At 71.7% G+C, this 24,862-nt stretch carries 22 protein-coding genes; 13 read left to right on the forward strand and 9 right to left on the reverse strand.

The genetic code is table 11. The annotated features are described in order from the left end of the window. Positions 1-125: 125 nt before the first annotated feature. The 3 genes from QCD68_RS12595 to QCD68_RS12605 form a co-directional block, all read right to left on the reverse strand. A complete protein-coding gene (locus QCD68_RS12595) occupies positions 126-803 on the reverse strand; it encodes a hypothetical protein (RefSeq protein ID WP_301223248.1) in 678 nt (225 codons plus the stop codon). Beyond that, complete coding sequence (locus QCD68_RS12600; protein ID WP_301223249.1) at positions 800-2,647, reverse strand: alpha/beta hydrolase; 1,848 nt, start codon at positions 2,645-2,647, stop codon at positions 800-802. The genes QCD68_RS12595 and QCD68_RS12600 overlap by 4 nt, the downstream gene beginning before the upstream one ends. A gap of 98 nt (positions 2,648-2,745) precedes the next feature. Beyond that, entirely contained in the window at positions 2,746-3,495 is a 750-nt protein-coding gene (locus QCD68_RS12605; protein WP_221849958.1) for a CPBP family intramembrane glutamic endopeptidase, read from the reverse strand. A 192-nt stretch (positions 3,496-3,687) separates the two neighbouring features. Between QCD68_RS12605 and typA the strand changes: the two genes are divergently transcribed. The 7 genes from typA to QCD68_RS12640 all read left to right on the forward strand — a co-directional run bounded on the left by typA (position 3,688) and on the right by QCD68_RS12640 (position 11,874). Beyond that, a complete protein-coding gene (gene typA, locus QCD68_RS12610; protein WP_111075669.1) occupies positions 3,688-5,610 on the forward strand; it encodes a translational GTPase TypA in 1,923 nt (640 codons plus the stop codon). A gap of 103 nt (positions 5,611-5,713) precedes the next feature. Next, the gene (locus QCD68_RS12615) at positions 5,714-6,907 is read left to right on the forward strand and encodes an amidohydrolase (RefSeq protein ID WP_301223250.1); all 1,194 of its coding nucleotides are present in this window, start codon (positions 5,714-5,716) and stop codon (positions 6,905-6,907) included. Between the two features lie 132 nt (positions 6,908-7,039). Further along, positions 7,040-7,588, forward strand: a complete 549-nt coding sequence (locus QCD68_RS12620) for a hypothetical protein (protein ID WP_111075667.1) — start codon at positions 7,040-7,042, stop codon at positions 7,586-7,588. 75 nt (positions 7,589-7,663) lie between these two features. After that, complete coding sequence (locus QCD68_RS12625) at positions 7,664-8,920, forward strand: PIG-L family deacetylase (RefSeq protein ID WP_301223251.1); 1,257 nt, start codon at positions 7,664-7,666, stop codon at positions 8,918-8,920. 39 nt (positions 8,921-8,959) lie between these two features. Then, a complete protein-coding gene (gene fdxA, locus QCD68_RS12630; protein ID WP_110903275.1) occupies positions 8,960-9,274 on the forward strand; it encodes a ferredoxin in 315 nt (104 codons plus the stop codon). A 3-nt stretch (positions 9,275-9,277) separates the two neighbouring features. Further along, a complete protein-coding gene (dapC, locus tag QCD68_RS12635; RefSeq protein ID WP_301223252.1) occupies positions 9,278-10,396 on the forward strand; it encodes a succinyldiaminopimelate transaminase in 1,119 nt (372 codons plus the stop codon). 179 nt (positions 10,397-10,575) lie between these two features. Continuing rightward, positions 10,576-11,874, forward strand: a complete 1,299-nt coding sequence (locus QCD68_RS12640; protein WP_111075664.1) for a citrate synthase — start codon at positions 10,576-10,578, stop codon at positions 11,872-11,874. A gap of 85 nt (positions 11,875-11,959) precedes the next feature. Here QCD68_RS12640 and QCD68_RS12645 read toward each other — a convergent pair whose 3' ends face one another. Both QCD68_RS12645 and dapD read right to left on the reverse strand, forming a co-directional pair. After that, a complete protein-coding gene (locus QCD68_RS12645; RefSeq protein ID WP_301223253.1) occupies positions 11,960-13,822 on the reverse strand; it encodes a M60 family metallopeptidase in 1,863 nt (620 codons plus the stop codon). A gap of 555 nt (positions 13,823-14,377) precedes the next feature. Next, the gene (dapD, locus tag QCD68_RS12650) at positions 14,378-15,352 is read right to left on the reverse strand and encodes a 2,3,4,5-tetrahydropyridine-2,6-dicarboxylate N-succinyltransferase (protein WP_301223254.1); all 975 of its coding nucleotides are present in this window, start codon (positions 15,350-15,352) and stop codon (positions 14,378-14,380) included. Positions 15,353-15,542: 190 nt separating this feature from the next. On the opposite strand from dapD, the gene dapE reads away from it, so the two are divergent. The 4 genes from dapE to QCD68_RS12670 all read left to right on the forward strand — a co-directional run bounded on the left by dapE (position 15,543) and on the right by QCD68_RS12670 (position 19,069). Continuing rightward, complete coding sequence (dapE, locus tag QCD68_RS12655) at positions 15,543-16,625, forward strand: succinyl-diaminopimelate desuccinylase (protein WP_301223255.1); 1,083 nt, start codon at positions 15,543-15,545, stop codon at positions 16,623-16,625. Then, the gene (locus QCD68_RS12660; protein ID WP_301223256.1) at positions 16,622-17,869 is read left to right on the forward strand and encodes a mannosyltransferase family protein; all 1,248 of its coding nucleotides are present in this window, start codon (positions 16,622-16,624) and stop codon (positions 17,867-17,869) included. Before dapE ends, QCD68_RS12660 begins: the two co-directional genes overlap by 4 nt. Before the next feature lie 106 nt (positions 17,870-17,975). After that, positions 17,976-18,146 (forward strand): DUF3117 domain-containing protein, encoded by a 171-nt coding sequence (locus tag QCD68_RS12665; protein WP_017887054.1) that lies wholly within the window; start codon positions 17,976-17,978, stop codon positions 18,144-18,146. 251 nt (positions 18,147-18,397) lie between these two features. Next, complete coding sequence (locus QCD68_RS12670) at positions 18,398-19,069, forward strand: AAA family ATPase (RefSeq protein WP_301223258.1); 672 nt, start codon at positions 18,398-18,400, stop codon at positions 19,067-19,069. Positions 19,070-19,104: 35 nt separating this feature from the next. Here QCD68_RS12670 and QCD68_RS12675 read toward each other — a convergent pair whose 3' ends face one another. After that, the gene (locus tag QCD68_RS12675) at positions 19,105-19,737 is read right to left on the reverse strand and encodes an O-methyltransferase (protein ID WP_111075728.1); all 633 of its coding nucleotides are present in this window, start codon (positions 19,735-19,737) and stop codon (positions 19,105-19,107) included. 63 nt (positions 19,738-19,800) lie between these two features. Between QCD68_RS12675 and QCD68_RS12680 the strand changes: the two genes are divergently transcribed. Further along, positions 19,801-20,175 (forward strand): twin-arginine translocase TatA/TatE family subunit, encoded by a 375-nt coding sequence (locus QCD68_RS12680; protein WP_166779649.1) that lies wholly within the window; start codon positions 19,801-19,803, stop codon positions 20,173-20,175. Between the two features lie 45 nt (positions 20,176-20,220). Here the strand turns inward: QCD68_RS12680 and QCD68_RS12685 are convergent, their stop codons facing one another. Genes QCD68_RS12685 through QCD68_RS12695 form a run of 3 tightly spaced genes read right to left on the reverse strand, consistent with a single transcriptional unit; the run spans position 20,221 to position 23,312 of the window. Then, complete coding sequence (locus tag QCD68_RS12685) at positions 20,221-21,381, reverse strand: Mrp/NBP35 family ATP-binding protein (protein ID WP_253467759.1); 1,161 nt, start codon at positions 21,379-21,381, stop codon at positions 20,221-20,223. Next, positions 21,374-21,934, reverse strand: a complete 561-nt coding sequence (locus QCD68_RS12690; RefSeq protein WP_253468075.1) for a DUF1003 domain-containing protein — start codon at positions 21,932-21,934, stop codon at positions 21,374-21,376. Before QCD68_RS12690 ends, QCD68_RS12685 begins: the two co-directional genes overlap by 8 nt. Positions 21,935-21,980: 46 nt before the next feature. Further along, on the reverse strand, positions 21,981-23,312 hold the full coding sequence (locus QCD68_RS12695; RefSeq protein ID WP_111075658.1) for a magnesium transporter MgtE N-terminal domain-containing protein: 1,332 nt from the start codon (positions 23,310-23,312) through the stop codon (positions 21,981-21,983). A gap of 92 nt (positions 23,313-23,404) precedes the next feature. Between QCD68_RS12695 and QCD68_RS12700 the strand changes: the two genes are divergently transcribed. Next, positions 23,405-24,715, forward strand: a complete 1,311-nt coding sequence (locus QCD68_RS12700) for a general stress protein (RefSeq protein ID WP_301223257.1) — start codon at positions 23,405-23,407, stop codon at positions 24,713-24,715. The last annotated feature ends 147 nt before the right edge of the window (positions 24,716-24,862 follow it).

Genomic DNA, 24,862 nt, shown 5'->3' on the forward strand with positions numbered 1-24,862 from the left:
TGCCATCGCACGTCCTGGGGGTCCCGGGCCCGGGGTGGCGGGCGGGGGGGTCGGGGGGGGGCCCTCTCCGCGCCCCCCCCCCCCCCCCGGTCCGTCCGTGGTCGGGTGCGCGACCGTGGCACCGCTCAGATCTTCGGTGGGCTGATGATCGGCGAGTCCCACGTCGGCGGTTCCGGGTACTCGCCGGGTCGCGAGGACGACGGGTGCCGTCCGCCGGCGCGGCCGCCCACGGCTTCGGAGAGTGCGTCGGCGTCGTTCGTCCAGAACAGGTCGCTGAAGACGTCGAGCGAGTAGTGACCACTCGGTTGGACGAGGTACTGGATGCGCCAGCCGTCGTCGGTGTACCCGTCGAGGTAGTAGGTGTCCGTGATCCGCTCGACGTGGTGGCTCCAGCCCTTCGCGGCGAAGTAGTCGATCAACGGCTCGAGATCGGACCGTGATCCGTGCGCACCGGCCGGGTCCCAGGACCGGCCTGACTCCAGCGCGTACGTGTTGTGCGTGTCGGCCCCGGCCATCGGGCGTATCCCGTCACCGCCGATCTGTGGGATGGCATCGCCGCCGTTCCAGTGCCACTCGCCGTCGGAGAGCTGCCGTTGCGCGTCCGCCAGGACCTGCTGCATCGTCCGGTAGTGCTCGCGGTACCGGTCGTACTCCTCGTGCAACGACAGCGCGGCGACCTCCTGCCGTGTGAGTCCTCCGGCGTCGTGCTCCATGGTTCCTCCTCCGGACGTGCACCCGGCAGCCAGTCCGACCGTCAGGACGACGGCGACGATCGTGCGGACCGTCCTGTTCCAGGCCGTCATCCGGGCCTCCCGGTCGCGATGATCTCGATGATGTGACGCTGCGCCGTGGCGTCGGGTGACAGGTACCCGACGCCGGTCGGCGGGTACATGTCGTGGCCGGTGACCGCTTCCGTCCCGGGCCCGGCCTCGGACGAGAAGACGTGGACGCTCGGGAGGTCACGAGGGTCGGTCCGGCCGATCCGGCCGAGGCGCGCCGTGTGGTCCTGTTCGCCCTCCGTGGCGAAGACCTGGCGGACGTTGAGGTGCTCGGGCCGCGTGTCGTCCGTGAACCCGACCGAGCCGTAGGTGACGACGGCGTCGACCCGGTACCGCGTCTGCGCAGCCGCTTCGACCGCCACCGCAGAACCGTACGAGTGTCCGAGCACCGTGAGGCGTCCCGGAGCGTTGCTGTCCCGGCTGTCGCGGACACCGTCGACGAAGGACGCGAGCTCGACGCCGCCGGCGACCGCGCGTCGGTGCGCGGGGACCTCGACGAGTTCCGGTGCCCGGTAGCCGATCCAGGAGACGACGGCGAAGGACGACGCCGGGGCGAGCCGAACAGCGCCGCGCAGCAGACCGGCGGCGGCACGGACCTGCCCGTCCGTGCTGTCGAGCGTCGTGGTCGCGCCCGGCACGTTCACCGTGACGTTCGAGGCCGTGTCGAGGTCCCCGAGCGACACCGCCGTCACGAGTGCGCCGTCCGTGGCGCCGAAGCCGACGAGCTGCGCGACCGCGGCGGACGGTGACTCCAGCTCCTGCGCGAGACGGTCCGCCCGCCGCACGCCCTTCCACAGCGCCGCGACCTGCTGCCGGAACTCGTCCATCGTCACGGCGCCGTGCGTGTACCGCAGGCCGAGCATCCGGTACACCCGCTCCGGGTTCCCGAGCGCTGCCCGCAGCACCGCGCGCGAGGCGATGTCACGTGCCGCAGCGGGGACACCGTCGAGGTTCGCGATCTGCAGCGTCGTGGTCAGGGGGAGTGCGCGCAGGTCGTGCTCGGACAGCCCGAGCTCCGACCACGCCGCCGCGACCTCGGCCGAGGTGACTGCCGGGTCGAACACCCGCTGGAGTCCGGTCGGCAGCGTCGACGTCCCGGCGACGTCGAGCACGCCGTCCGCCAGGGACACCCCGCTGCCCGCGGCCGCGAAGGCGTTCGCGATCCGACGCACCCAGGCGGTGTCCTCGACGTCCTCGGCGAGGTGGTCCCCGAAGCCGGCGACCAACGTGGCCTCGTCCACCGGCACCCAGGCACACCGCGCGGTGAAGCCGGCCCACGCGTTCCGGACTCGGTGAAGGTCCTGTTCGGTCGCAGCGTCCTGCACGCCGGCGGAGGCGCTGAACTCGCGCAGCCGCCGCGGGTCAGCCCCACTCCGACCACCAGCGCCACTCCGATCGCCGCCCGCGTCGCCGCTGGCGCTGCGCTGCCGTGGCCGTGCGCGGAAGGCCGCGGACACCGGGGTCGGGCGCACCGGGGTCGCCGACGGCTCGGGGTCCCAGGCGCCGCTCACCCAGTCCAGGGCGGACCGGAGCGGCGCACCGACGGTGACCAACGCGTGGTCCCGTTCACGCTCCCGTTCCTGCCAGGCGACCCGGGCCTCCAGTCGGTGACGCTCCTCGTCCGCCTGGCGGCTGACGACTTGGAGCTGGACCGTCAGGTCCTCGAGCGCCCTCGTCAACCGGCCCCGGTCCTCCGACTCGATCGTGCGCGCCGCCGCGAACAGCCGGGCGTACGCACCGTGGAAGTCCTGCAGCGCGCGCTCGGCGCTCGCTCGTCGGCCGGCGCCGCTGGCGCGGAGGCGCAGCGCCACGTCCGTCAGGCACGCGATCAGCCGTGACACGGCCACGTCGTCGAACTCGATCCCCATCGTTCCCCACATCGCTCGGAGCAGTGTGTGGAACGTAGCATTTCATCCGGGCGGCCTGGAAGCCGTCAGGATGTCTGTGGAGAAGTCGGTCCCCGGTGTCAGGAGAAGAGGGCCGGGAACGCGTGCGCGACGAACGGGTACCCGACGAAGACGGTGGCGTCGAGGAGCACGTGCGTGATGACGAGGGGGAGCAGGCGGCCCCACCTCGTGTAGATCCAGCCGAAGACGACGCCCATCACCGCGTTGCCGACGAACGCGCCGAAGCCCTGGTACAGGTGGTAGCTGCCGCGGAGGACCGCGGTGGACAGGATGACCTGCCACCGCCCCCATCCCAGGTCGCCGAGGCGCGAGTACAGGTAGCCGACGACGATCACCTCTTCCTGCAGCCCTGAGCGGACGGCGGACAGCAGGAGTACCGGGATCGTCCACCAGTACGAGCCGAGGGCGGCCGGGTCGACGGCGACCGTGATGCCGAGTGCCCGACCCGTGAAGTACAGGGCGAGTCCGGGGATGCCGATGCCGAGGGCGATGAGCGCCGCGCCGCCGAGGTCGGGACGGACGCGGAAGCGGTCGATGCCGAGTCGGCCGAGGTGCGGGCGTGACGAGCTCCAGAGCAGCATGCAGACCAGCGCGACCGGCGCCAGGTCGGCCGCGATGCCCAGCAGCTGGCGGGCGAGGTCGACGTACTGCACGGTCGTCGTCGAGGTGTTCAGCGCCGTCGACTGCTGCCCGAGCGGTGTCGTCTGGGACAGGTCGTCGATGATCTGCAGAACCGAGTAGAGCGCACTCGCGCCCAGCGACAGCATGAGCACGATGGTGATCTCGGTCCACGTTCGCCGACGGCTCATACGCTGTACTCCCTCTGCTTGCGAACTACCGGTAGACTGGCGAGTCGGGCATGGTCCCGAAATCCGTCGGGCACGGTCCCGCACCTCGGGCTGGTCCCGAGAACACCTCGGGCTCGGCCCGGGAACCCTCGGGAACGGCCCGAACCCCGGGCACTCGCCCGATCATCTTCCGAACACAAAAGGATGTCCTGTATGGCGCTCGCCACTCGGTCCGACCTGCGCAACGTCGCCATCGTGGCACACGTCGACCACGGCAAGACCACCCTCGTCGACGCGATGCTGACGCAGACCAACTCGTTCGACGCCCACTTCGAGGGCGAAGACCGCATGATGGACTCGAACGACCTCGAGCGCGAGAAGGGCATCACCATCCTCGCGAAGAACACGTCGGTCCTCTACAACGGCAAGCACGCCGCCGAGTTCGGCGCGGGCGGCCCCATCACGATCAACGTGATCGACACCCCGGGCCACGCCGACTTCGGTGGTGAGGTCGAGCGCGGCCTCTCCATGGTCGACGGTGTCGTCCTGCTCGTCGACGCGTCCGAGGGCCCGCTGCCCCAGACGCGCTTCGTGCTCCGCAAGGCGCTCGCCGCCAAGCTCCCGGTGATCCTGCTCGTCAACAAGACGGACCGCCCGGACTCCCGCATCGACGAGGTCGTCTCGGAGAGCCAGGACCTGCTCCTCGGTCTCGCCTCCGACATGTCGGACGAGGTCGACGACCTCGACCTCGACGCGATCCTCGACGTGCCGGTGGTCTACGCCTCCGGCCGCAACGGTGCCGCGTCGCGCAACAAGCCCGAAGACGGCACGCTGCCCGACAACGACGACCTCGAGCCGCTCTTCGAAGCGATCCTCCAGCACGTCCCGGCCCCGACGTACGACGACGAGCACCCGCTGCAGGCGCACGTCACGAACCTCGACGCGTCGCCGTTCCTCGGTCGCCTGGCCCTGCTCCGCATCTTCCACGGTGAGATGAAGAAGGGGCAGACGGTCGCCTGGGTCAAGCACGACGGCACCGTCGTCAACGCCCGCATCACCGAGCTCCTCATCACCAAGGCACTCAACCGCTTCCCGGCCGAGTCCGCGGGCCCCGGTGACATCGTCGCCGTCGCCGGCTTCGACACGATCACCATCGGTGAGACCCTGAGCGACCCCGAGGACGTCCGTCCGCTGCCGACCATCACGGTCGACGCGCCGGCGATCTCGATGACGATCGGGACCAACACCTCGCCGCTCGTCGGCAAGGTCAAGGGCCACAAGCTCACCGCCCGCATGGTCAAGGAGCGCCTGGACCGCGAGCTGGTCGGCAACGTCTCGCTCAAGGTCGTCGACATCGGCCGCCCGGACGCCTGGGAGGTCCAGGGTCGTGGCGAGCTCGCACTCGCCATCCTGGTCGAGCAGATGCGTCGCGAGGGCTTCGAGCTCACCGTCGGCAAGCCGCAGGTCGTCACCAAGCGTGACGAGAACGGCAAGCTGCAGGAGCCGTACGAGCACATGACCATCGACACGCCGGAGGAGCACCTCGGCGCCATCACCCAGCTCATGGCTGCCCGCAAGGGCCGCATGGAGAACATGGTGAACCACGGCACCGGCTGGATCCGCATGGAGTTCATCGTGCCGTCGCGTGGCCTCATCGGCTTCCGCACGTCCTTCCTCACGGAGACGCGCGGCACCGGCATCGCCAACGCGATCTTCCACGGCTACGACGAGTGGGCCGGTGCGATCCAGACCCGCATCAACGGTTCGATCGTCTCCGACCGCTCCGGTGTGGTCACCCCGTTCGCCATCACGAACCTCCAGGAGCGCATGTCGTTCTTCGTCCAGCCGACGGAAGAGGTCTACGAGGGCATGGTCATCGGCGAGAACTCGCGCGCCGACGACATGGACGTGAACATCACCAAGGAGAAGAAGCTCACCAACATGCGTTCGGCCAACGCCGACACGTTCGAGTCGATGACGCCGTCCCGGCAGCTGTCGCTCGAGGAGTGCCTCGAGTTCGCCCGCGAGGACGAGTGCGTCGAGGTCACCCCGGACGCGGTCCGCATCCGCAAGGTCGAGCTGGACGCGTCGGCTCGCCAGCGCTCCTACGCGCGCCTCAAGCGCCAGGACGCGTAAGCCACACCCTGGAGGCCCGTCCTCCGTCCCACGGCCCGGTCACCGCTCGCAGGTGGCCGGGCCGTCGGCGTCGGGAGGCACGGTCGGGAGATACGGTGGACGGGTGACTCTCGACCTGCTCTCCATCTACCAGGACCTGCACGCCCACCCGGAACTCGGCTTCCAGGAGCACCGCACCGCGGGCGTCGTCGTCGACCGCCTGACCGAGATCGGCGGCATCACCGTCACCACGGGTGTCGGCGGGACCGGCGTCGTCGGGGTCCTCGAGAACGGTGACGGACCGGTCGTCTGGCTCCGCGCCGACATGGACGGGCTGCCCGTGCAGGAGCGCACCGGCCTGCCCTACGCCAGCACCGCCCGCGCGACGGATGAGGACGGCAACGAGGGCCCGACCATGCACGCCTGTGGGCACGACATCCACGTGACGTGGCTGCTCGGCACCCTCGAGCGCCTGGTCGCGACCCGCGCGGACTGGAGCGGCACCGTCGTCGCGGTGTTCCAGCCGGCGGAAGAGGTCATCTCCGGCGCCCGCGCCATGATCGACGACGGACTGGTCGAGCGCTTCCCGAAGCCCGCCGTGGTCCTCGGGCAGCACTCGGCCCCGGCTCCGGTCGGCGTCGTCGCGGTGGGGTCCGGCGCCGTGATGGCGTCGAGCGACCGCTTCACCGTCACGTTCAACGGCCGCGGTGCCCACGGGTCCGCGCCGCAGGCGTCCCTCGACCCGATCGTCACGGCGGCCTCGGCGGTGGTCCGACTGCAGACGATCGTCTCGCGTGAGGTCGGCCCGAGCGACGCGGGTGTCGTCACCGTGGGCTCGTTCCACGCCGGCACGCGGCCGAACATCATCCCGGACACGGCCGTCATCGAGATCTCCACCCGAGCGCGCAACGAGGAGACCCGCGCCGCGATCATCGCCTCGATCGAACGGATCGTCCGCGCCGAGAGCGACGCCGGGGGACTGGCCGCCCCGACGATCGAGCGGGCCCCGGGCGCCGACGTCCTGGTGAACGACGCCGACCAGGCCGCGGTCGTGCTCGAGGCCGTGCGGGCGGTCGTGCCGCACGCCGTCGACATGGAGTCGGGGTTGGCGATGGCGTCCGAGGACGTCGGCCAGCTCGCCACCGCCGCAGGGGCCCCGATCGTGTACTGGTTCACGGGCATCACCGACCCGGAGCTGTTCCGTCGCGGCGAGGACATCCCGAGCAACCACTCGCCGTTCTACGCGCCGCAGGCCGACACCGCGATCCCGGTCGGGGTCGACGCCCTGGTCGCGGCAGCCCGGGCGACGCTCGACTGACGGGCCGCGGCGTCGGGCTGCCCCCGGCGCGGATGACCCGGCGCCGATGACCCCGGCGCCGATGACCCCAGTGCGGGTGATCACCCAGCCGATGCTCGACCAGTTCGAGGTCGGGGCGGTTACGGTACCGGCATGCGTCACCCGATCCGCACCTCCCTGACCGCCGCCGTCGCTGCCGGTGTCGCCCTCGCTGGCCTGAGCGGCTGCTCCACTGAGACGCTCACGCAGGCGACCGACCTCGGTTCGTCCGTGGCGTCGAGTGTCTCCGAGTCCGTGCAGGGCATCGACGGCGCCGCCATCCAACAGGGCATGGCGAAGGTCGCCGGTGGCATCGACGGCGCCCTCGACACCGCGCTCAAGGGCACGAAGGTGACGAGCGACGGACAGGTGCCGCAGGGCTTCCCGTCCGCGGCCGTCCCGCTCGTCGACGGCACCGTGCTCGGCGGGGGAGCAGGACCCGCGGGCTCCGGGTGGGTCGTACAGGTGCACACGTCCTCGGTCGACGACTTCGCCCGGGCCGCGCAGCAGCTCGCGGACGCGGGCTTCACCAAGTCGGCCGAGCGTGCCGACTCGTCGAGCGCCTTCGGGCTGTTCCGGAGCGACGACCACCGCGTCGTCGTGACCTTCTCGTCCGACCACGACGGTGGCGCCACCGCGACGTACATCGTCACGCCCCGCTGACCTCCGCTCCGTCCGACCGCTCACCTCCGCTTCGTCCGGCCGCTGCCCGGACGGCGTCCCGTACGCTTGCAGGCGATGTCCACGGTCACACGCCCCGAGCGCGTCCTCTTCGTCCACGCGCACCCCGACGACGAGACGCTCGCGTCCGGCGGCACCATCGCGACGCTGCTCGAACTCGGCGCCCACGTCACCGTCCTGACGGCCACCCGCGGTGAGCGCGGCGAGATGCTCACCAGCGAGCTCGCGCCGTCGGCGGGGGACGGCCTCCGGGTCGCCGCGCACCGTGAGACCGAGATCGCCGCCGCGCTGGCTGCCCTGGGCGGTCCCGCGCACCTCTGGCTCGGCGGTCCCGGAGCCCGGCCCACGGACCTCCCGGCACGGCGCTACACGGACTCCGGCATGCAGTGGGGGCCGGACGGCCGAGCCACCTCGGCCGGCGACGCCCCCGCGGACTCGCTGACCCGCGCGGACCTCGGCGAGGTCGTCGACGACGTCCGCGCCGCCATCCGCTCGACCGGCGCCGACGCCGTCGTCAGCTACGGCGACGACGGCGGCTACGGGCACCCGGACCACCTCCGCGTCCACGCCGCAGCCCGGTACGCCGCGCAGGCCGAAGAGGTCCCGTTCTCGATGATCGTGGACGCCGACTCCGGGGTCGCCGACCTCACCGTCGACGTCCTGCCGGTGCGCGGGCGGGTCCGGGCGGCGCTCGAGCAGTACCGCAGCCAGGTCGCCGTCGACCCCGTCGACCCGCAGGACCCCGCGTCGCTGTCGTACGTCATGCCGCACGGCGTCCGGCACCAGGTACCCGCGGTCGAGGCCTTCCGGCACGACGCACCCCCGGCTCCGGCCGCCCCGCAGACCTACGCCGAGATGTCCGGGCAGGGCAAGGCCACCGCGGTCGTCGTGGCCGCCGTGGTGGGTGTCCTCGTCGGAGCCCTCGGCACGATCACGCACCAGCAGACCGTCGAGATCGGCTCGTGGAGCACCGCCCCGATCGGCATGGTCATCACCAGCCTCATCGTGATCGGCATCGTCGTCGGCGTCCGGTTGCTGTACCGGTCGCGGTTGCTCGTCGCGGCGGTCGGCATCGGGATCATCCTCGCCACCCAGGTGCTCGTCGCCGTGGCCGGACCGACCTCCCCACTGGTCCTGGCGAACGCCGCCGGCTACGTGTGGACGTTCGGTCCGGCGGTCGTCGCGATGCTCGTCCTCGCCTGGCCCGACCTCACCGGACTCCGTGCCCACCCGCCGACGAACGGACAGCGCCCGACGGACGGACAGCAGCCGTCCGACGGGGTGCGGTCCGTGGTCGCAGCCCCGCACGAGTAGGCTGGCAGTCGCTCAACCCCCGGAAGGGAGCACTCGCTCGTGACCTACGTGATCGCCCAGCCCTGTGTCGACGTCAAGGACCGCGCGTGCATCGACGAATGCCCCGTGGACTGCATCTACGAGGGTGACCGGTCGCTGTACATCCACCCGGACGAGTGCGTCGACTGCGGTGCCTGCGAGCCGGTCTGCCCGGTCGAGGCCATCTACTACGAGGACGACCTCCCCGAGCAGTGGGCCGACTACTACAAGGCGAACGTTGAGTTCTTCTCCGAGATCGGTTCGCCCGGTGGTGCAGCCAAGGTCGGCGTGATCCACGCGGACCACCCGGTCGTCATGGCGCAGCCGCGGGCCTGACCCGTGCCGCTCGACCTGCCCGACTTCCCCTGGGACCAGCTCGCCCCGTACAAGCAGCGCGCCGCGGCGTACGACGGCGGCATCGTCGACCTCAGTGTCGGGTCGCCGGTCGACCCCACCCCGGACGTCGTCCGACGCGCCCTGGCCGACGCCACGGACGCGCACGCCTACCCGCAGGTGGCCGGCACCCCGGCCCTCCGTGAAGCGATCGCGGCCTGGTACGGCCGGCGACAGGGCGTCGAGCTCACCGCCGACCACGTGCTGCCGACGATCGGGTCGAAGGAGTTCATCGCGGGCCTGGCGCTCTGGATGGGCCTCGGCCCGGGTGACACCGTCGTGTTCCCGGAAGCGGCGTACCCGACCTACGAACTCGGTGCCGCCCTGGTGCGCGCCGACGCCCTGGCCGCCGACGACCCCGCCGCGTGGCCGTCGAGCACGAAGCTCGTCTGGCTGAACTCACCGGGCAACCCCGACGGACGCGTGCTCTCGATCGAGCAGCTGCGCGCCGCCGTCGCGCGCGCCCGCGAACTCGGCGCCGTGATCGTGGGCGACGAGTGCTACGCCGAACTCGGCTGGGATGCCCCGTACGACACCACGCCGACCCCGACGATCCTCGACCCCCGTGTCGTGGGCGACTCGTTCGACGGCGTCCTCAGCGTCTACTCGCTGTCGAAGCAGTCGAACCTGGCCGGCTACCGCGCCGCGTTCGTCGCCGGCGACCCGGCCCTGCTCGCCGACGTGCTGGCGATCCGCAAGCACACCGGCATGATGCCGCCGCTGCCCGTCCAGCACGCGATGATCGTCGCGCTCGAGGACACCGCCCACGTCCACCAGCAGAAGACCCGGTACCGCAACCGACGGAACGTGCTCCGGACGGCATTCGAACGCGCCGGCTTCCGCATCGACGCCAGCGGTGCCGGCCTGTACCTCTGGGCGACCCGCGACGAGCCCGCGCTCGACACCGTCGCCTGGCTCGCCGAGCACGGCATCCTCGTCGCCCCGGGCACGTTCTACGGGGCCGCCGGCGCCCGCCACGTGCGCGTCGCGCTGACCGCGACAGACGACCGGATCGCCGCCGCAGCCCAGCGTCTCGCCAGCGCAGGACGGGTCGCGAACGGCTGACGGGCCTCCCGTCCGGCCACCCGCCCACCGGCGACGCCTGTGCACAACAGCGGTTCCACCCAAACTCCTGAGCAGCTGCATGTACCGGACCGACAGTCGCCGCGATTAGGCTGTCCAGCGTGACTGACACTGCCAACGACGCTCAGAAGACGGCCACACCGCCCACGACGCCCGTCCCCGTGAGCCCCGGCGCCGAACAGGCGACCGAGACGGCCACGCTGACGTACCCGGGGGGAACGGCGGAGTTCCCGATCCTGCAGAGCGTCGACGGCGCCTCCACGATCGACATCTCGACGCTCAAGAAGCAGACCGGGCTGAACACGCTCGACTACGGCTTCGTGAACACCGGCTCGACGAAGAGCGCCATCACGTACATCGACGGCGACCAGGGCATCCTGCGGTACCGCGGCTACCCGATCGACCAGGTCGCCTCGAACTGCACCTTCCTCGAGGTCGCCTGGCTCCTCATCTACGGCGAGCTGCCCAGCCCGAGCGAGCTCGACGCGTTCGACAGCCGCATCCGCCGGCACACGCTGCTGCACGAGGACCTGCGCCGGCTGTTCGACGCGCTGCCGCACTCGGCGCACCCGATGTCCGTCCTGTCCAGCGCGGTCAGCGCCCTGTCGACGTACTACGAGGACGACATGGACGTCGACGACCCGGAGAAGGTCGAGCTGCAGACCGTCCGGCTCCTCGCCAAGCTGCCGGTCATCGCCGCGTACGCCCACAAGAAGGCCATCGGGCAGGCGTTCCTGTACCCGGACAACTCGCTGTCCTTCGTCGACAACTTCCTCCGGCTCAACTTCGGCACGATGGCCGAGCCGTACCAGCCGAACCCGGTGCTCTCGAAGGCGCTCGACCGGCTGCTCATCCTGCACGAGGACCACGAGCAGAACGCCTCGACCGCCACGGTGCGCCTGGTGGGATCGACGAAGGCGAACATGTTCGCGTCGATCTCCGCCGGCATCAACGCCCTCTACGGTCCGCTGCACGGCGGCGCGAACGAGGCCGTGCTCGAGATGCTGCAGCAGATCAAGGACTCCGGCGAGCCCGTCACGCGCTTCGTCGAGCGGGTGAAGAACAAGGAGCGCGGGGTGAAGCTCATGGGCTTCGGACACCGCGTCTACAAGAACTACGACCCCCGCGCGAAGCTCGTCAAGGAGTCCGCGGACGAGGTCCTCGAGGCCCTCGGCGTGCAGGACGACCTGCTCGACATCGCTAAGGAGCTCGAGCAGATCGCACTCGAGGACGAGTACTTCGTCAGCCGCAAGCTCTACCCGAACGTCGACTTCTACACGGGCATCATCTACAAGGCGATGGGCTTCCCGCCGCGGATGTTCACGGTGCTGTTCGCCATCGGCCGGCTGCCCGGGTGGATCGCGCAGTGGCGTGAGCTCAACAACGACCCGCTCAACAAGATCGGTCGCCCGCAGCAGCTGTACGTGGGGTACCCGGAGCGGGACCTGCCGCAGCGCTGAGGTGGTCACCGCGCGCGTCGGCGTGCGTTGACCGACGGGAGGCCCGGGGCCGGTCTGCGTGACCGGCCACGGGCCTCCCGTCCGTTCAGTCGAGGGCGTCGAAGTCGTCCCAGATCGGCGTCTCGAGCGCCGGGTACTCCGCGAGGTGCGGGCGGAGGTCGTCCTCCACCTGGACGCCCCACTGCTCGAAGAACGGGGTGAGGTCGTGCCCCGCGACGTGCGTGGCCTGCAGGACGAAGGCGCGGCGTGCCTCCCGGTCGCTGCCCGCCGCGACGTCCGAACGCACGCGTGCGGAGACGGTCGCGATGAAGTCCTCGCCGTAGGCGCGGCGGAGCTGGTCGAAGACCAGGTGCCGGGTCATGCCGTTCATCTGGTTCGACCAGAAGTCACGCTCGTCGACCGGCTGCTGACGGAACTGCTCGACCTTCGCACGCCACGAGTCCAGCGGGTTGCGCTGGTGTACCTGCTCTTCGAGGACGAAGCTGGCGAGGTCCTGCGAGATCGTGCCGTCGGTCTGGCCTCGGTCGTTCGTCCACCGCAGCGCGTCCTGCTGGAAGACCCGACCGACGGCGTTCCGGAGCGCCTGCTCGCCCGCCGCGGAGCTGTCGCTCGTGAACAGGTGGTGCGGCGACGCGTAGTCGGTCGGGAACGCCACCCAGCCCGGGTGGACGTTGGTCGGCGCGTTCGCACCGGCGACGCCGTAGCTCGGGGTCTCGATGTGCACGCGGTGTCCGGTGTCCTCGACGCCCCAGAACCGCTCGTTCGCTCGGACCGTCGCGTCCCAGCGGGCCATCCGGACGTCCAGGTCGTCGCCGGCGATGAGCTCCTCGTTCTGGTCGCTCCTCGGCGAGGTGGCGTCGGCACGGAGGACGTCCGCCTGCACGCGCTCGCCGATCAGGGAGAAGAACGGCGAACGGTCCCAGTTCTGCAGCTGCGTGTCGAAGTCCGCACGTGCCGTGACCCCGGCGACGAAGGTCGGGACGGGTGCCCCACCACGGACCACGATCGTGCCCCGGTCGCTGGTGCTCCGGTCGATGATGCCGACCAGACCGTCGTGCGGCGCGGTGATCAGGTTCTGGCCCGGGTGCAGCGCCTGGGTGGCGACGCCCACGTCGCGGCAGCCGTTGACGCCGAAGTAGGTGCCGTGCTGCCCGATCGCGACCTCGGCGTCGGTGACGCCCTCGGGGACCTCGACGACGAACGTCTGGTGTGCGCGGATCCAGCGGCCGGCCTGGCGGAGGTCGCTCCGTGCCGCCTGGGTGCCGTCACGCTCCTGTGCGGCGGCGGCGCTGCCGAGGGGGACGACGGGGACGTCGGTGTGGCCGCTCGTGACGGTGGGCCAGGTGTGCTCGGGGGTGGGGAGCTGGGTGTCGCCGTCTTCGGGGTCGGCGGGGGTCTCGGTCTCGGGGGTCTCGGTGCCGGGGGTTCCGGTTTCGGGCGTCTCCGTGCCCGGTGTTTCGGTGCCGGGCGTTTCGGTGCCGGGCGTTTCGGTTTCGGGCGTCTCGCTCGCGTCGTCGGCCGAGCACCCGATCACGGCGGCACCGTCGACGGAGCAGTGCTCCGGCAGGGCACCGGCGGCGTTGAGCAGGTACAGCGGCACCTCGACCGTCGAGCCCGGTTCGAGCGTTCCCGAGGGCGCGATCCGCACGTGGGTGCCGTCCGTCGCCATGTCGACCCGGGCGCCGAGGCGGTTGTGCACCATCCCCGTCGCCAGGTCGAACTCGACGGACGGCGAGGCCGGAGTCGCCCCGGTGTTGTGGAACGTGAACACCACGTCCGTGACGGCGGAGGAGACGACCGTGGTGCGGAGGGACGCGGTGACGTCAGGGGAGGGTGCGGCCTGCGCGGCTGCCGGGACGAGGACCGTGCCGAACACGGTCGAGGCGAGGACGGGTCCACAGGTGCCGATGCGCGCGGCGCGGCGGGAGGTGGGGGAGAGCGGGGTCATGACGACTCCTTCGGTCGGGACAGGGCCGCCGGGAGCCTGTCACGGGCCGTCCGCCGCGGGACGTCTCCGATCGGTGACACTGCGTGGTCCTGGGGTGGGGGCGTTCCGCCCGCTCGCGCTCCGGGAGGCCCGCCCGCGCTGCCGGCGTCGCCTGCGTCCGCTCGTCGGCCGTCCGGGGTGTGGACCTGGTGGGTGCGCGAGCGGGCGGAACACCAGGGCTCGGCGGCGTGGTGCCCTGGCATTCCGCCCACTCGCGCTCCGGGGTGGGGGCGTCCCGTTCGTGAGTGCGCGGGTGGGTACGAGCGGGCGGAACACCAGGGGTCGGCGGCGCGCTGCCCTGGTGTTTCGCCCACTCGCGCTCCGCGAGGCGTCCGTTCGTGCGGTGCCTCGGCATTCCGCCCGCTCGCGCGAGGGAGCGCGAGCTCCCGCTCGGCGCGCGTCAGGTGCGCGGACGGACGGGAGGCCCGTCACCCGCCCGTCGGACGTGTGACGGGCCTCCCGTCGGTCGCGCTGGTACGCCCGAGACCGACGTGCGGTCCTGCTGGGCGCCACCGGTCAGGCGTGCAGCGCCGTGTTCAGCTGGATCCCCTCGCCCTTCCGCTGCAGCGCCTCGACCGCACCGGTCAGGGAGTTGCGACGGAACAGGATGTTCGGCACGTCCGACAGCTCGGAGGCCTTCACGGTGCGCGGGGTGCCGTCGGGGTTCGGGGCCGCTCCCACCAGGTGGACCTTGGTGCCCGCGGTGACGTACAGCCCGGCCTCGACCACGGAGTCGTCGCCGAGGGAGATGCCGAGTCCGGCGTTCGCACCGAGCAGGGCCCGCGCGCCGAGTCGGACGCGGTGGGTGCCGCCGCCGGAGAGCGTCCCCATGATCGACGAACCGCCGCCGACGTCGGTACCCTCGCCGACGACGACGCCCTGGGACACGCGGCCCTCGATCATCGCGTTGCCGAGGGTGCCGGCGTTGAAGTTGACGAAGCCCTCGTGCATGACCGTGGTGCCCGGCGCCAGGTGGGCGCCGAGGCGGACGCGGTTGGCGTCGCCGATCCGGACCCGGTCCGGGACGACGTAGTCGAGCAGGCGCGGGAACTTGTCGATCGCGTGCACGGCGATGCCGGCGCGCTGCAGGCCCGGACGCAGTCGTGTCAGGGAGTCGGGGTGCACCGGGCCGGCATTCGTCCACGCGACGATCGGCAGGTGGCCGAAGACGCCGTCGAGCGAGATCTCGTTCGGGCGCACGTGCAGGTGGCTCAGCAGGTGCAGGCGCAGGTACGCGTCCGGTGTGCTGGCGGGAGCGTCGTCGATGGCGATCTCGACGGTGGTCGTCTCGATGCGGACGTCGCGGCGGGGGTCGTCGCCGACGGCCGCGGTGAGCTCGGTCGGGACCGCGGCATCGGCCGGCAACGACCCGAGGTGCGTCGCGGGGAACCAGGTGTCGAGCACGGTGCCGTCGGCGGCGATCGTCGCGAGGCCGTGACCCCAGGCGTGCGTGGGGCGGGGCGGGGCTGGCTGCGGAGTCGTCTCGGTCACCCTCCGAGGGTACCGAGCGGCCCGTCCGGGAGACCGTCCACCCGGACTCCTGTGGAGAACACCGACCGGAGCAGGACTCGTCAGGAGAACTCCGACCGGAGCAGGAAGGGAGGAGAACGGACGACGGGAACCGACCTGTGGGCCTGTGCAGAACCGCCGACCTGCGGGGAACGATCGGTAGGCTGCCCGCATGCCGCAGCCGCTCGACCTCTCTGCCTCGTCCATCGACATCACCCGCGCGATCTGCGACATCGAATCGGTGTCCGGCAACGAAGGCGCGCTCGCCGACGCGATCGAGGCCGCCCTCGCCACGCTCGACCACCTCGACGTGGTCCGCGACGGGGACGCCATCGTCGCCCGCACGCAGCTCGGCCGTGACCGCCGGGTGGTCATCGCGGGTCACATCGACACGGTGCCGCTCAACGACAACCTGCCGACCGAGTTCCGCACCGCGGACGACGGCACCGAGATCCTCTGGGGCCGCGGGACGGTCGACATGAAGGCCGGTTGCGCGGTGCAGCTCAAGCTCGCCGTGGACCTGGTCGCGCCGAACGTCGACGTGACCTGGGTCTTCTACGACCACGAAGAGGTCAGCGACGCACTGAACGGCCTGGGGCGTCTGGCCCGCACACGGCCGGAGCTGCTCGCCGGTGACTTCGCGATCCTGGGGGAGCCGTCGGGAGCGCAGATCGAGGGCGGCTGCAACGGCAACCTCCGCGCCGAGGTCCGCACGTCCGGCAAGCGCAGCCACAGTGCGCGCAGCTGGATCGGCGACAACGCGATCCACAAGACCGCCCCGATCCTTGCCACCCTCGCCGCGTACGAGCCGCGCACCGTGACGGTGGACGGCCTCGAGTACCGCGAAGGACTCAACGCCGTCGGCATCTCGGGCGGCATCGCCGGCAACGTGATCCCGGACGAGGCGATGGTCCACGTCAACTACCGCTTCGCACCCTCGCGCTCCGCCGACGAAGCGGTGGCGCACATCCGCGAGCTGTTCGACGGCTACGACGTGACGATCGTCGACCTGGCCGCCGGTGCCCGCCCGGGCCTCGACGCCCCGCTCGCGCAGCAGTTCGTCGCCGCTGTCGGCGGCCCCGAACCCCGCCCGAAGTACGGCTGGACCGACGTCGCCCGCTTCTCGGCGCTCGGCGTGCCGGCGGTCAACTACGGCCCCGGCGAGCCGGTGTTCGCGCACCACGACGACGAGCAGGTGCCCGTCGCCCAGATCACGGCCGTCGAGGACGGACTGCGGCGGTGGCTGACGGCGTGACCACCGCCTCCTGGGCCGCGCAGCGTGCACGGTCGTCAGGAGCGGCGTTGACGTGGGTGGTCGTCCGGTGGCGGCTGCTGCCCTGGTGGTTGCGGATCACCGTCGTCTACACGCTCTCCCGCGTCGTGACGACGGTGCTGATGACCGGCTTCGCCCAGATCCAGACCGCGAACTCGTTCACGGTGCAGCGCCCGTCGTACCTGTCGTTCGCGTCGATCTGGGACGGCGCCTGGTACCGGGTGATCGCGGCGTCCGGCTACCCGTCGACGCTGCCGGTGGACGCGGCGGGGCACGTGACCGAGAACGCGTGGGCGTTCATGCCCGCGTACCCGTTCACGGTGCGGGCGCTCATGACGGTCACGGGTGCCTCGTTCGAGCTCGTCGCCGTCGCGGTGTCGCTGCTCGCCGGCTGGGGTGCGGCGCTGGTCTTCCGTCGGCTGATGGGGCGGTTCCTCGACCCGGCGAGGGCGACCTTCGCCACGGTGCTGTTCTGCTTCGCGCCGGTCTCGGTGATGTTCCAAGTGGCCTACGCCGAGGCGATGGGGCTGCTGCTCCTGCTGGTGGCGCTGCTGCTCCTGGTGCAGCGGCGGTACTGGGCGATGCTGCCGGTGGTCCTGCTGCTCGGCATCACCCGTCCCACCGGTCTGGCGTTCGCCCTGCTGATGAGCCTGTTCGTCGTCGTCGGGGTGTGCCGTCCGGCCTGGCTGCGGATGCCCGAGCGACTGACGCTGCGGACGGCCGTGCCCCCGGCGGTCGTCGCGGTGGTGTCCGGCCTGGTCGGTCTGGCCTGGCCCGCCATTGCCTGGGCCGCCACCGGTGTGCCCCGCGCGTACACCGACACCGAGCTCGCCTGGCGGTCGTCCTACATCGGCTGGGGCGAGCTCGTGCCGTTCGCCCCGTGGGTGCAGGGGTTCGGGTGGTGGTTCCACCAGCCGGCAGGCACGATCCTGCTCGTCGTGGTGCTCGTCGGCTTCGTGGCCGTGGTGTTCCAGCCGGCTGCTCGGCGCATCGGACTCGAGCTGCGGCTCTGGGGCCTGGCCTACCTGGTCTACCTGCTGGCGGTCTTCTTCCCGCAGTCCAGCACGTGGCGGATCCTGCTACCGATCGCCCCGCTGCTCGGCGTCGTCGCCCTGCCCCGATCGCGGGTCTACCGGGTCTCGATGGTGGTCCTGGCAGTCGTCCTGCAGTGGACCTGGCTGTACTACTGCTGGTGGGTGGACGGGTACGACTGGACCCCGCCGTGACCCGTCCGGCTGTCCACGGCGAACACCCCCGAGCTGGGCGGTTTCGCAGTCACGCCTGTCTACGGGATAATGGCCCCTGTTCGTACTGCACGAAAGGGGACATCTGATGGCAGCAATGAAGCCGAGGACCGGCGACGGGCCGATGGAGGCTGTCAAGGAGGGTCGACTCATCATCGTGCGGGTTCCGCTCGAAGGTGGAGGCCGCCTGGTGGTCTCGGTCAACGACGCCGAGGCCAAGGAACTCCACGACGCACTGGCAGAGGTCGTCTCGGCCTAGTTCGTCGACGCACCACCACGGAAGGCCCGGGACGCGTACGTCCCGGGCCTTCCGTGCGCCTGCCGGCCCGTCCCTGTGCGCCTGCCGGCCCGTCCCCGTGCGCCTGCAGGCCGGTTCCGTCCGCGGGGTGGTCGCGTCGCACGGCGGACTGGAGGCTGTCGGTCCCGCCCGGCATGATGGGTCACGTGCCCCGCGACCGCGTCCGCAACCAGCCGGTCCGCCGCATCGAGGAGTACCTCGACCCGGACCCGATGCCGCGCGACGAGTGGCCGGCGACGCTCGCCCCGGTGGGGCAGCTCCTCGACGACGGCCTCGAACTCGGCCCGGTGACGGTCCTGGTGGGCGAGAACGGCGTCGGGAAGTCGACGCTGGTCGAGGCGATCGCGCTGGCGTTCGGCATGGCCCCGGAGGGCGGATCGACCGGGTCCGGGCACACGACACGCCCGTCCGAGTCGGATCTCTGGCGACACATCCGACTGGTCCGCGACTTCGGCGCAGCACGCAGCGGGTTCTTCCTGCGCGCCGAGACCATGCACGGCTTCTTCACCTACCTGGAGCAGAACCCGAACCCCAAGCGTGCCGAGCCGCAGTTCCACGAGCGCAGCCACGGGGAGTCGTTCCTGGACTTCGTCATCGACCGGGCGCGGTGGCCCGGGCTGTGGCTGCTCGACGAACCCGAGTCGGCGCTGTCGTTCTCGGGCTGTCTGGCGCTGATCGCGCTCCTGCAGTCCATCGTCGAGGACGGCGTCGGGCAGGTGATCCTGTCGACGCACTCGCCGGTGCTCGCCGCGTTCCCGGACGCCACCGTGCTGGAGGTCGGCGAGTGGGGCATCCGGCGGAGCGACTGGGCAGACCTGGACCTCGTGCGGAACCAGCGTGCGTTCCTGGAGGCCCCGGAACGGTACCTGCGGCACCTGGGGTGAGTCGCGCCTCCCGGCCGGCACGCCGGGGACCAGGGTCAGTCGGTGAGCTTCGTCATCTGCAGCAATCCGTCGCCGGCGGGGGACAGGGCGCTGCGGACCGCACCGGAGGTCGACACCTCGGTCAGGAGCAGCCGGAAGTCGGTCGTCGCCCGGTCGCGCTTGACCGGGTCCGCGACCTTGCCGCGCCACAGGGCGTGCGGGACGAGGACGGTGCCGCCGGTCTTCGCCAGCCGCAGCCCGTGCTCGACGTACTCGATGACGTGTTCCGGGTCGGCGTCGATGAGGACGACGTCGTACGATGCGTCGTTCATCCGCGGCAGGACCTGCGCCGCACGGCCCGGGATCAGGCGGACCCGTCCGGGTGCGGTGCCGGCGGCGAGGAAGGCGTCGCGGGCGTCCTGCTGGTGGTCGATCTCGACGTCGATCGTCGTCAGGGTCGCATCCGGTGCACCTGCCAGGAGGTACAGGCCGGAGACGCCCAGTCCGGTGCCGATCTCGATGATGCTCGTCGCGCGCGAGGCGGCGGCGATCACGCTCATCTGCGCACCGATGGCGGGTGAGACGGCTTCGACCCCGAGTTCGAGGGAGCGCTCACGAGCACGGGCGACACCATCGGGTTCGGAGACGATGTCCTCCGCGAACTTCCAGTTCGAGTCTTTCTCTGACACGCACACTCCTCGTCGGTCAACTCTACGGGTGACTCGTCGACTCCACGCGTTAGGCTCGCTCCCGTGAACATCCAGCTCGACAAGATCCTGCTCATCGGGATCATCGCCGTGCTGTTGCTCGGGCCGCAGCGGCTGCCCGTGTACGCCCAGAAGCTCGCCGACTTCGTCAAGGCGGTCCGCCGGTTCGCGGACACCGCCAAGGACCGGATGCGCGAGGAGATGGGCCCCGACTTCGACGACGTCGACTGGCAGAAGCTGGACCCGCGGCAGTACGACCCGCGTCGGATCATCCGCGACGCCCTGCTGGACTCCCCGTCCTCCGGCGCCGAGGCGGCTGCGGCCGCCGCGACCGTGACGGCGGCGAAGGTCCGGGCGCCCGCGCCGATCGTGCCGCTGGCCGCCGGCGAAGCCGCACCGTACGACGCCGAAGCGACCTGACGCTGACCCGACCGGACCCGACGCCGAGGCGACAGACGCCGACCGTCAGGACAGCGACAGTCCGAGCTTCCGGCCGGCCAGCCCGCGACCCATCGCGGTGAGCCGGTCCGCCACCGCGTCGAGTGCGACCGCTGCGGCGTCCGTCGGGTCACCCAGGACGACCGGGAGGCCCGCATCACCCCCGGCACGCAGCGGCACCGAGAGCGGCACCCGGCCGAGCACCGGCACGGGGGCGTCCTGCCCGCGGGAGAGCCGCCGAGCGGTCTCGTCGCCGCCGCCCTCGCCGAAGAGGTGCAGCACGCTGCCGTCCGGCTGCACGAGCCCCGCCATGTTCTCGACGACGCCGATCACCCGCTGACCGGTCTGCCGGGCGACGATCCCGCTCCGCTCGGCCACGTCTGCCGCAGCCGCCTGCGGGGTGGTGACGACGAGGACCTCGGCGTGCGGCAGCAGCTGGCCGACGGAGATCGCGACGTCGCCGGTGCCGGGCGGCATGTCGAGCAGGAGCACGTCGAGGTCGCCGAACCACACGTCGGAGAGGAACTGGTTGACGGTCCGGTGCAGCATCGGCCCACGCCAGGACACCGCCGTGGAGACGTCGTCGACGAACATGCCGATCGAGACGACCTTCACCTCGTGGGCGACCGGCGGCAGGATCATGCTGTCGACGCGGGTCGGGCGTGGCGCCACACCGTGCTCGTCGGTCAGGCCCATCAGGCCGGGGATGCTGAAGCCGTGCACGTCGACGTCGACGATGCCCACGCGCTGCCCGCGGCGGGCGAGGGCGACCGCCAGGTTCGCCGTCACCGTGGACTTGCCGACGCCGCCCTTGCCGCTCGTCACCGCGATCACGCGGGTCAGCGAGTCCGGGGTGAACTGGACGCCCTTCGGCCGGCCCTCGCGCAGCCGCTCCGTGAGGGCACGACGCACGGCGGGGTCCATCACGGACACGTCGACGTCGACCGCCGCGACACCCGCGACGGAACCTGCGGCGGCCCGGACGTCCCGTTCGATGGTGTCGGCGGCCGGGCACCCCACGATCGTGAGCTGCAGGTCGACGCGCACCGAGCCTCCCGGCTGGACGTCGACGCCACGGATCATGTCGAGCTCGGTGACGGGGCGGCGGATCTCCGGGTCGATGACGCGGCCGAGCGCAGCGAGGACCGCCGTGCCGAGCGCGTCCTCCGGGTGGGAGGCGTCAGCCACGCGTCACCGAACGGTCGTGGCCGCGGTCACGGCCACGGTCGTGCACCTGGCTGCGCGCGCGGTCCCGCTCGCGGTCGTCCAGTTCGTCGAGGTCCTCGGGGTCGCCGTCACGGCGGTCGAGTTCCTCGAGCAGGGACCGCAGTTCGGCGCGGATGAAGTCCTTCGACGCCATGTCGCGCATCGCCAGGCGGAGGGCGACGACCTCGCGGGCGAGGTACTCGGTGTCGGCCAGGTTCCGCTCGGCGCGCTGCCGGTCCTGCTCGAACTGCACGCGGTCGCGGTCGTCCTGCCGGTTCTGCGCGAGCAGGATCAGCGGCGCCGCGTACGAGGCCTGCAGCGACAGCACGAGGGTCAGCGCGGTGAAGCCGATCGCGGCGGAGTCGAACTGCCACGACTTCGGCGTCAGGGTGTTCCAGCCCATCCAGAGCACGCAGAAGAGCGTCAGACCGATGAGGAACCAGGGGGTGCCCATCGCGCGTGCGATGCCCTCGGTCGCACGACCGAACGCGTCGCCACGACCCCGGCGCCGGGTCGGCAGGACGCGGGTGCGCATGCCCTTGGGGGAGTCGAGACGTTCCTCGGGTCGTTCCCTGCGGTTCTCATCCGTGCGTGCCACGAGTCGTCCTCCTTCCCGGGGTGACCGGTGCTCTGCGGGTCAGTGAGCGTGGGCGCGAGACCGCGCCGGGGTTGGCGTCGGCCTCGTCCTGACTGCGCCAGTCGTCCGGCAGGACGTGATCGAGGACGTCGTCGATGGTCACCACCCCGACGAGTCGGTGGGCGTCGTCGACCACGGGGACGGACAGGAGGTTGTAGGTCGCCATCACGCGCGTCACCTCGGCGGCACTCGCGTCCACCTTCACCGGTTCCGTCTGCTGGTCGATCAAGGTACCGAGGCGCTCGTTCGGCGGGTACCGCAGCATCCGCTGGAAGTGCACCAGGCCGAGGAAGCGTCCGGTCGGCGGCTCGTACGGCGGCAGCGTCACGCAGACCGCGGCGCCGAGCACCGGGGCGAGTTCGTGGCGGCGGACGAGTGCGAGGCCCTCCGCGACGGTCGAGTCTGCGGACAGGATCACCGGCTCGGTCGTCATCAGGCCACCGGCGGTGTCCGGCTCGTACTCGAGCAGCATCCGGACGTCCTGCGCCTCTTCCGGCTCCATGAGCTCGAGGAGGGCCTCACTGCGCTCGTCCGGCAGCTGTGCCAGGAGGTCGGCGGCGTCGTCGGGCTGCATCTGGTCGAGGACGTCGGCGGCGCGGGAGTCGCGGAGCGCCGAGAGGATCTCGATCCGCTCCTGGTCCGGCATCTCCTCGAGCACGTCGGCGAGGCGGTTGTCGGGCAGTTCCTCGGCGACCTCGAACCGACGCTCGGACGGCAGGTCGAGCAGGGTCGAGGCGAGGTCGGCGGGCAGCAGGTCCGAGTAGGCGGCGATCACGTGCTCGGCGGACTGGGACTCACCGGGCAGCTCGTCCTCGGTGACCTCGTTCCAGGCGGCGAACGTGGTCGGGCCCTTGCCGAACGGGGACGGCGTGGTCTTCGGCTTGCGCAGGAAGAGCTGCGCGACGGACCAGTCGCCCTGGCCGTGGTCCTCGATCGCGACGTCCTCGATGGTCGCGCGGATCTGCTCCTTCTTGATGAGCACCTTGCGGCCGAGGATCTCCGCGATCACCCGGACCTCGCCACCGCGCTGCTCGAAGCGGCGCATGTTGACCAGGCCCGTCGTGATGACCTGCCCGGCGCCGATCGAGGTGATCCGGCCGATGCTGACGAAGATGCGGCGCTTGCCGGGGACCTCGACGATCAACCCGACGACCTGCGGGGCATCGACCCGGCGGTAGACGACCAGGACGTCCCGGACCCGACCCACCCGATCGCCCGCGGGGTCGAAGACGGAGCACCCGGCCAAGCGGGCGACGAAGACCTTCGAGGCGCTCACCCTTCCAGCGTAGTCGTTCGCCCCGGCGCACTCGCCGCGCCTTCCCTGGTGGTTCTCGTGTGATCGCAAGGAGCCCGGTGGATGATGACTGTGTGAGCACTCAGAGCCCCTTCGGCGGCCGCACGGCACAGGCGTTCCCCACGCTGCCCCGCGGTGACGTCCTCGGCACCTACGACAGCTACCCCGAAGCACAGCGCGTGGTCGCGAAGCTCGCCGAGGCGGACTTCCCGGTCGCGAAGCTCGCCATCGTCGGCAACGACCTGAAGACCGTCGAACGCGTCACCGGCAAGATGACGTACGGTCGCGCGGCCCTCGCTGGCGCCCTGTCCGGCCTCTGGCTCGGGTTCTTCTTCGGCATCGTCCTGACCCTGTTCTCACCTTCGGCCGGCGGCCTCTTCGCTGCCGCCGCGGTCATCGGTGCCGGCTTCGGCATGCTGTACGGCATCGTCTCGTTCGCCATCACGAAGCGTCAGCGGGACTTCACGAGCGTCCACCAGGTCCTCGCCACGAACTACCAGATCGTCGTCGAGCCGCAGCTCTCCGGACAGGCCCAGCGCATCCTCGGGCAGGCGGGCGCGATCCAGCACACGTCGTGGGACCAGCCGGGTGCGGGCAGCGCGAAGCAGGGCGGCCAGCCGGGTCAGTACGGCCAGCAGGGCCAGGTCGGGCAGTACGGTCAGCAGGGCCAGATGGGGCAGCAGCCGTGGCGTCCGAGCTCCCCGCAGGGCGGCCCGGGCCAGGGCGGCGCGACTCCGGGGCGTCCGCCGCAGTACGGGGAGTACGGCCAGCAGGGCCAGGCGCCGCAGGGCCAGCCGCCGCAGGGTCAGCCGGGTCAGTACGGTCAGCCGGCCGGGTCTCCCCGGTACGGGCAGCAGGCGCCCCAGGGTCAGCCGGTACAGGGGCAGCCGCCGCAGGGCTCGCCGTACGGCGGGCACGCCACCCCGCACCAGCAGCCGGGCTCCGGCTCACCGGCGGCGCCGACACCGGACGGCCGTCCCCGCTACGGCACGAACGACGGCCCCCGCTACGGCGCCGACGACGACTCCACCCGTCGGACTCCCGACGACACTGCTCGCCGCGACACGACGGGAGGCCCGCGGTACGGCACGAACGACGGTGCGGCCCGCGACGCCTCCGGTGACCGTGGTGCGAACCCGCCCCAGCGTCCCGAGGGCACGACACCGCGCTACGGCACGAACGAGGGTGGCCCCCGTGCCGCGTCGACCACGGACGGCGCCGGGTCCGCGACCGAGCGGCCGGACGCCGCGCCGCGCTTCGGCACGACCGACGGCCCCCGCTACGGGGAACGGGCGACCAGCCCCGAGCCCGAGCAGCAGCCCACGGACGAGTCGACGACGGACGGACCCGAGACACCTCGCCGGGAGGACGGACACCGCGACTGAGCGCGGCCGGCGACACAGATGACGACGGGGGGGGCCCCCCCCGGGGGGGGCGGGGGGCCCCCGCGGGGGGGGCGGGGGGGGGGGGGGGGGGGTGGGGGGGGCGGGCCGGGGGGGGGGGGCCCCCCCGGGGGGCCCGGGGGGCGGGGG

It is taken from the genome of Curtobacterium sp. PsM8, assembly GCF_030433875.1.
In the GTDB taxonomy this organism is placed as follows: domain Bacteria; phylum Actinomycetota; class Actinomycetes; order Actinomycetales; family Microbacteriaceae; genus Curtobacterium.

Excerpts from the sequence above, each read along its gene's own strand:
- QCD68_RS12690 (WP_253468075.1), bottom strand. The coding sequence starts at position 21,934 with ATGCGCACCCGCGTCCTGCCGACCCGGCGCCGGGGTCGTGGCGACGCG.
- dapE (WP_301223255.1), top strand. The coding sequence starts at position 15,543 with ATGCCGCAGCCGCTCGACCTCTCTGCCTCGTCCATCGACATCACCCGC.
- QCD68_RS12620 (WP_111075667.1), top strand. The coding sequence starts at position 7,040 with ATGCGTCACCCGATCCGCACCTCCCTGACCGCCGCCGTCGCTGCCGGT.
- QCD68_RS12665 (WP_017887054.1), top strand. The coding sequence starts at position 17,976 with ATGGCAGCAATGAAGCCGAGGACCGGCGACGGGCCGATGGAGGCTGTC.
- QCD68_RS12670 (WP_301223258.1), top strand. The coding sequence starts at position 18,398 with ATGCCGCGCGACGAGTGGCCGGCGACGCTCGCCCCGGTGGGGCAGCTC.
- QCD68_RS12595 (WP_301223248.1), bottom strand. The coding sequence starts at position 803 with ATGACGGCCTGGAACAGGACGGTCCGCACGATCGTCGCCGTCGTCCTG.
- QCD68_RS12625 (WP_301223251.1), top strand. The coding sequence starts at position 7,664 with ATGTCCACGGTCACACGCCCCGAGCGCGTCCTCTTCGTCCACGCGCAC.
- QCD68_RS12645 (WP_301223253.1), bottom strand. The coding sequence starts at position 13,822 with ATGACCCCGCTCTCCCCCACCTCCCGCCGCGCCGCGCGCATCGGCACC.
- QCD68_RS12600 (WP_301223249.1), bottom strand. The coding sequence starts at position 2,647 with ATGGGGATCGAGTTCGACGACGTGGCCGTGTCACGGCTGATCGCGTGC.
- typA (WP_111075669.1), top strand. The coding sequence starts at position 3,688 with ATGGCGCTCGCCACTCGGTCCGACCTGCGCAACGTCGCCATCGTGGCA.
- QCD68_RS12605 (WP_221849958.1), bottom strand. The coding sequence starts at position 3,495 with ATGAGCCGTCGGCGAACGTGGACCGAGATCACCATCGTGCTCATGCTG.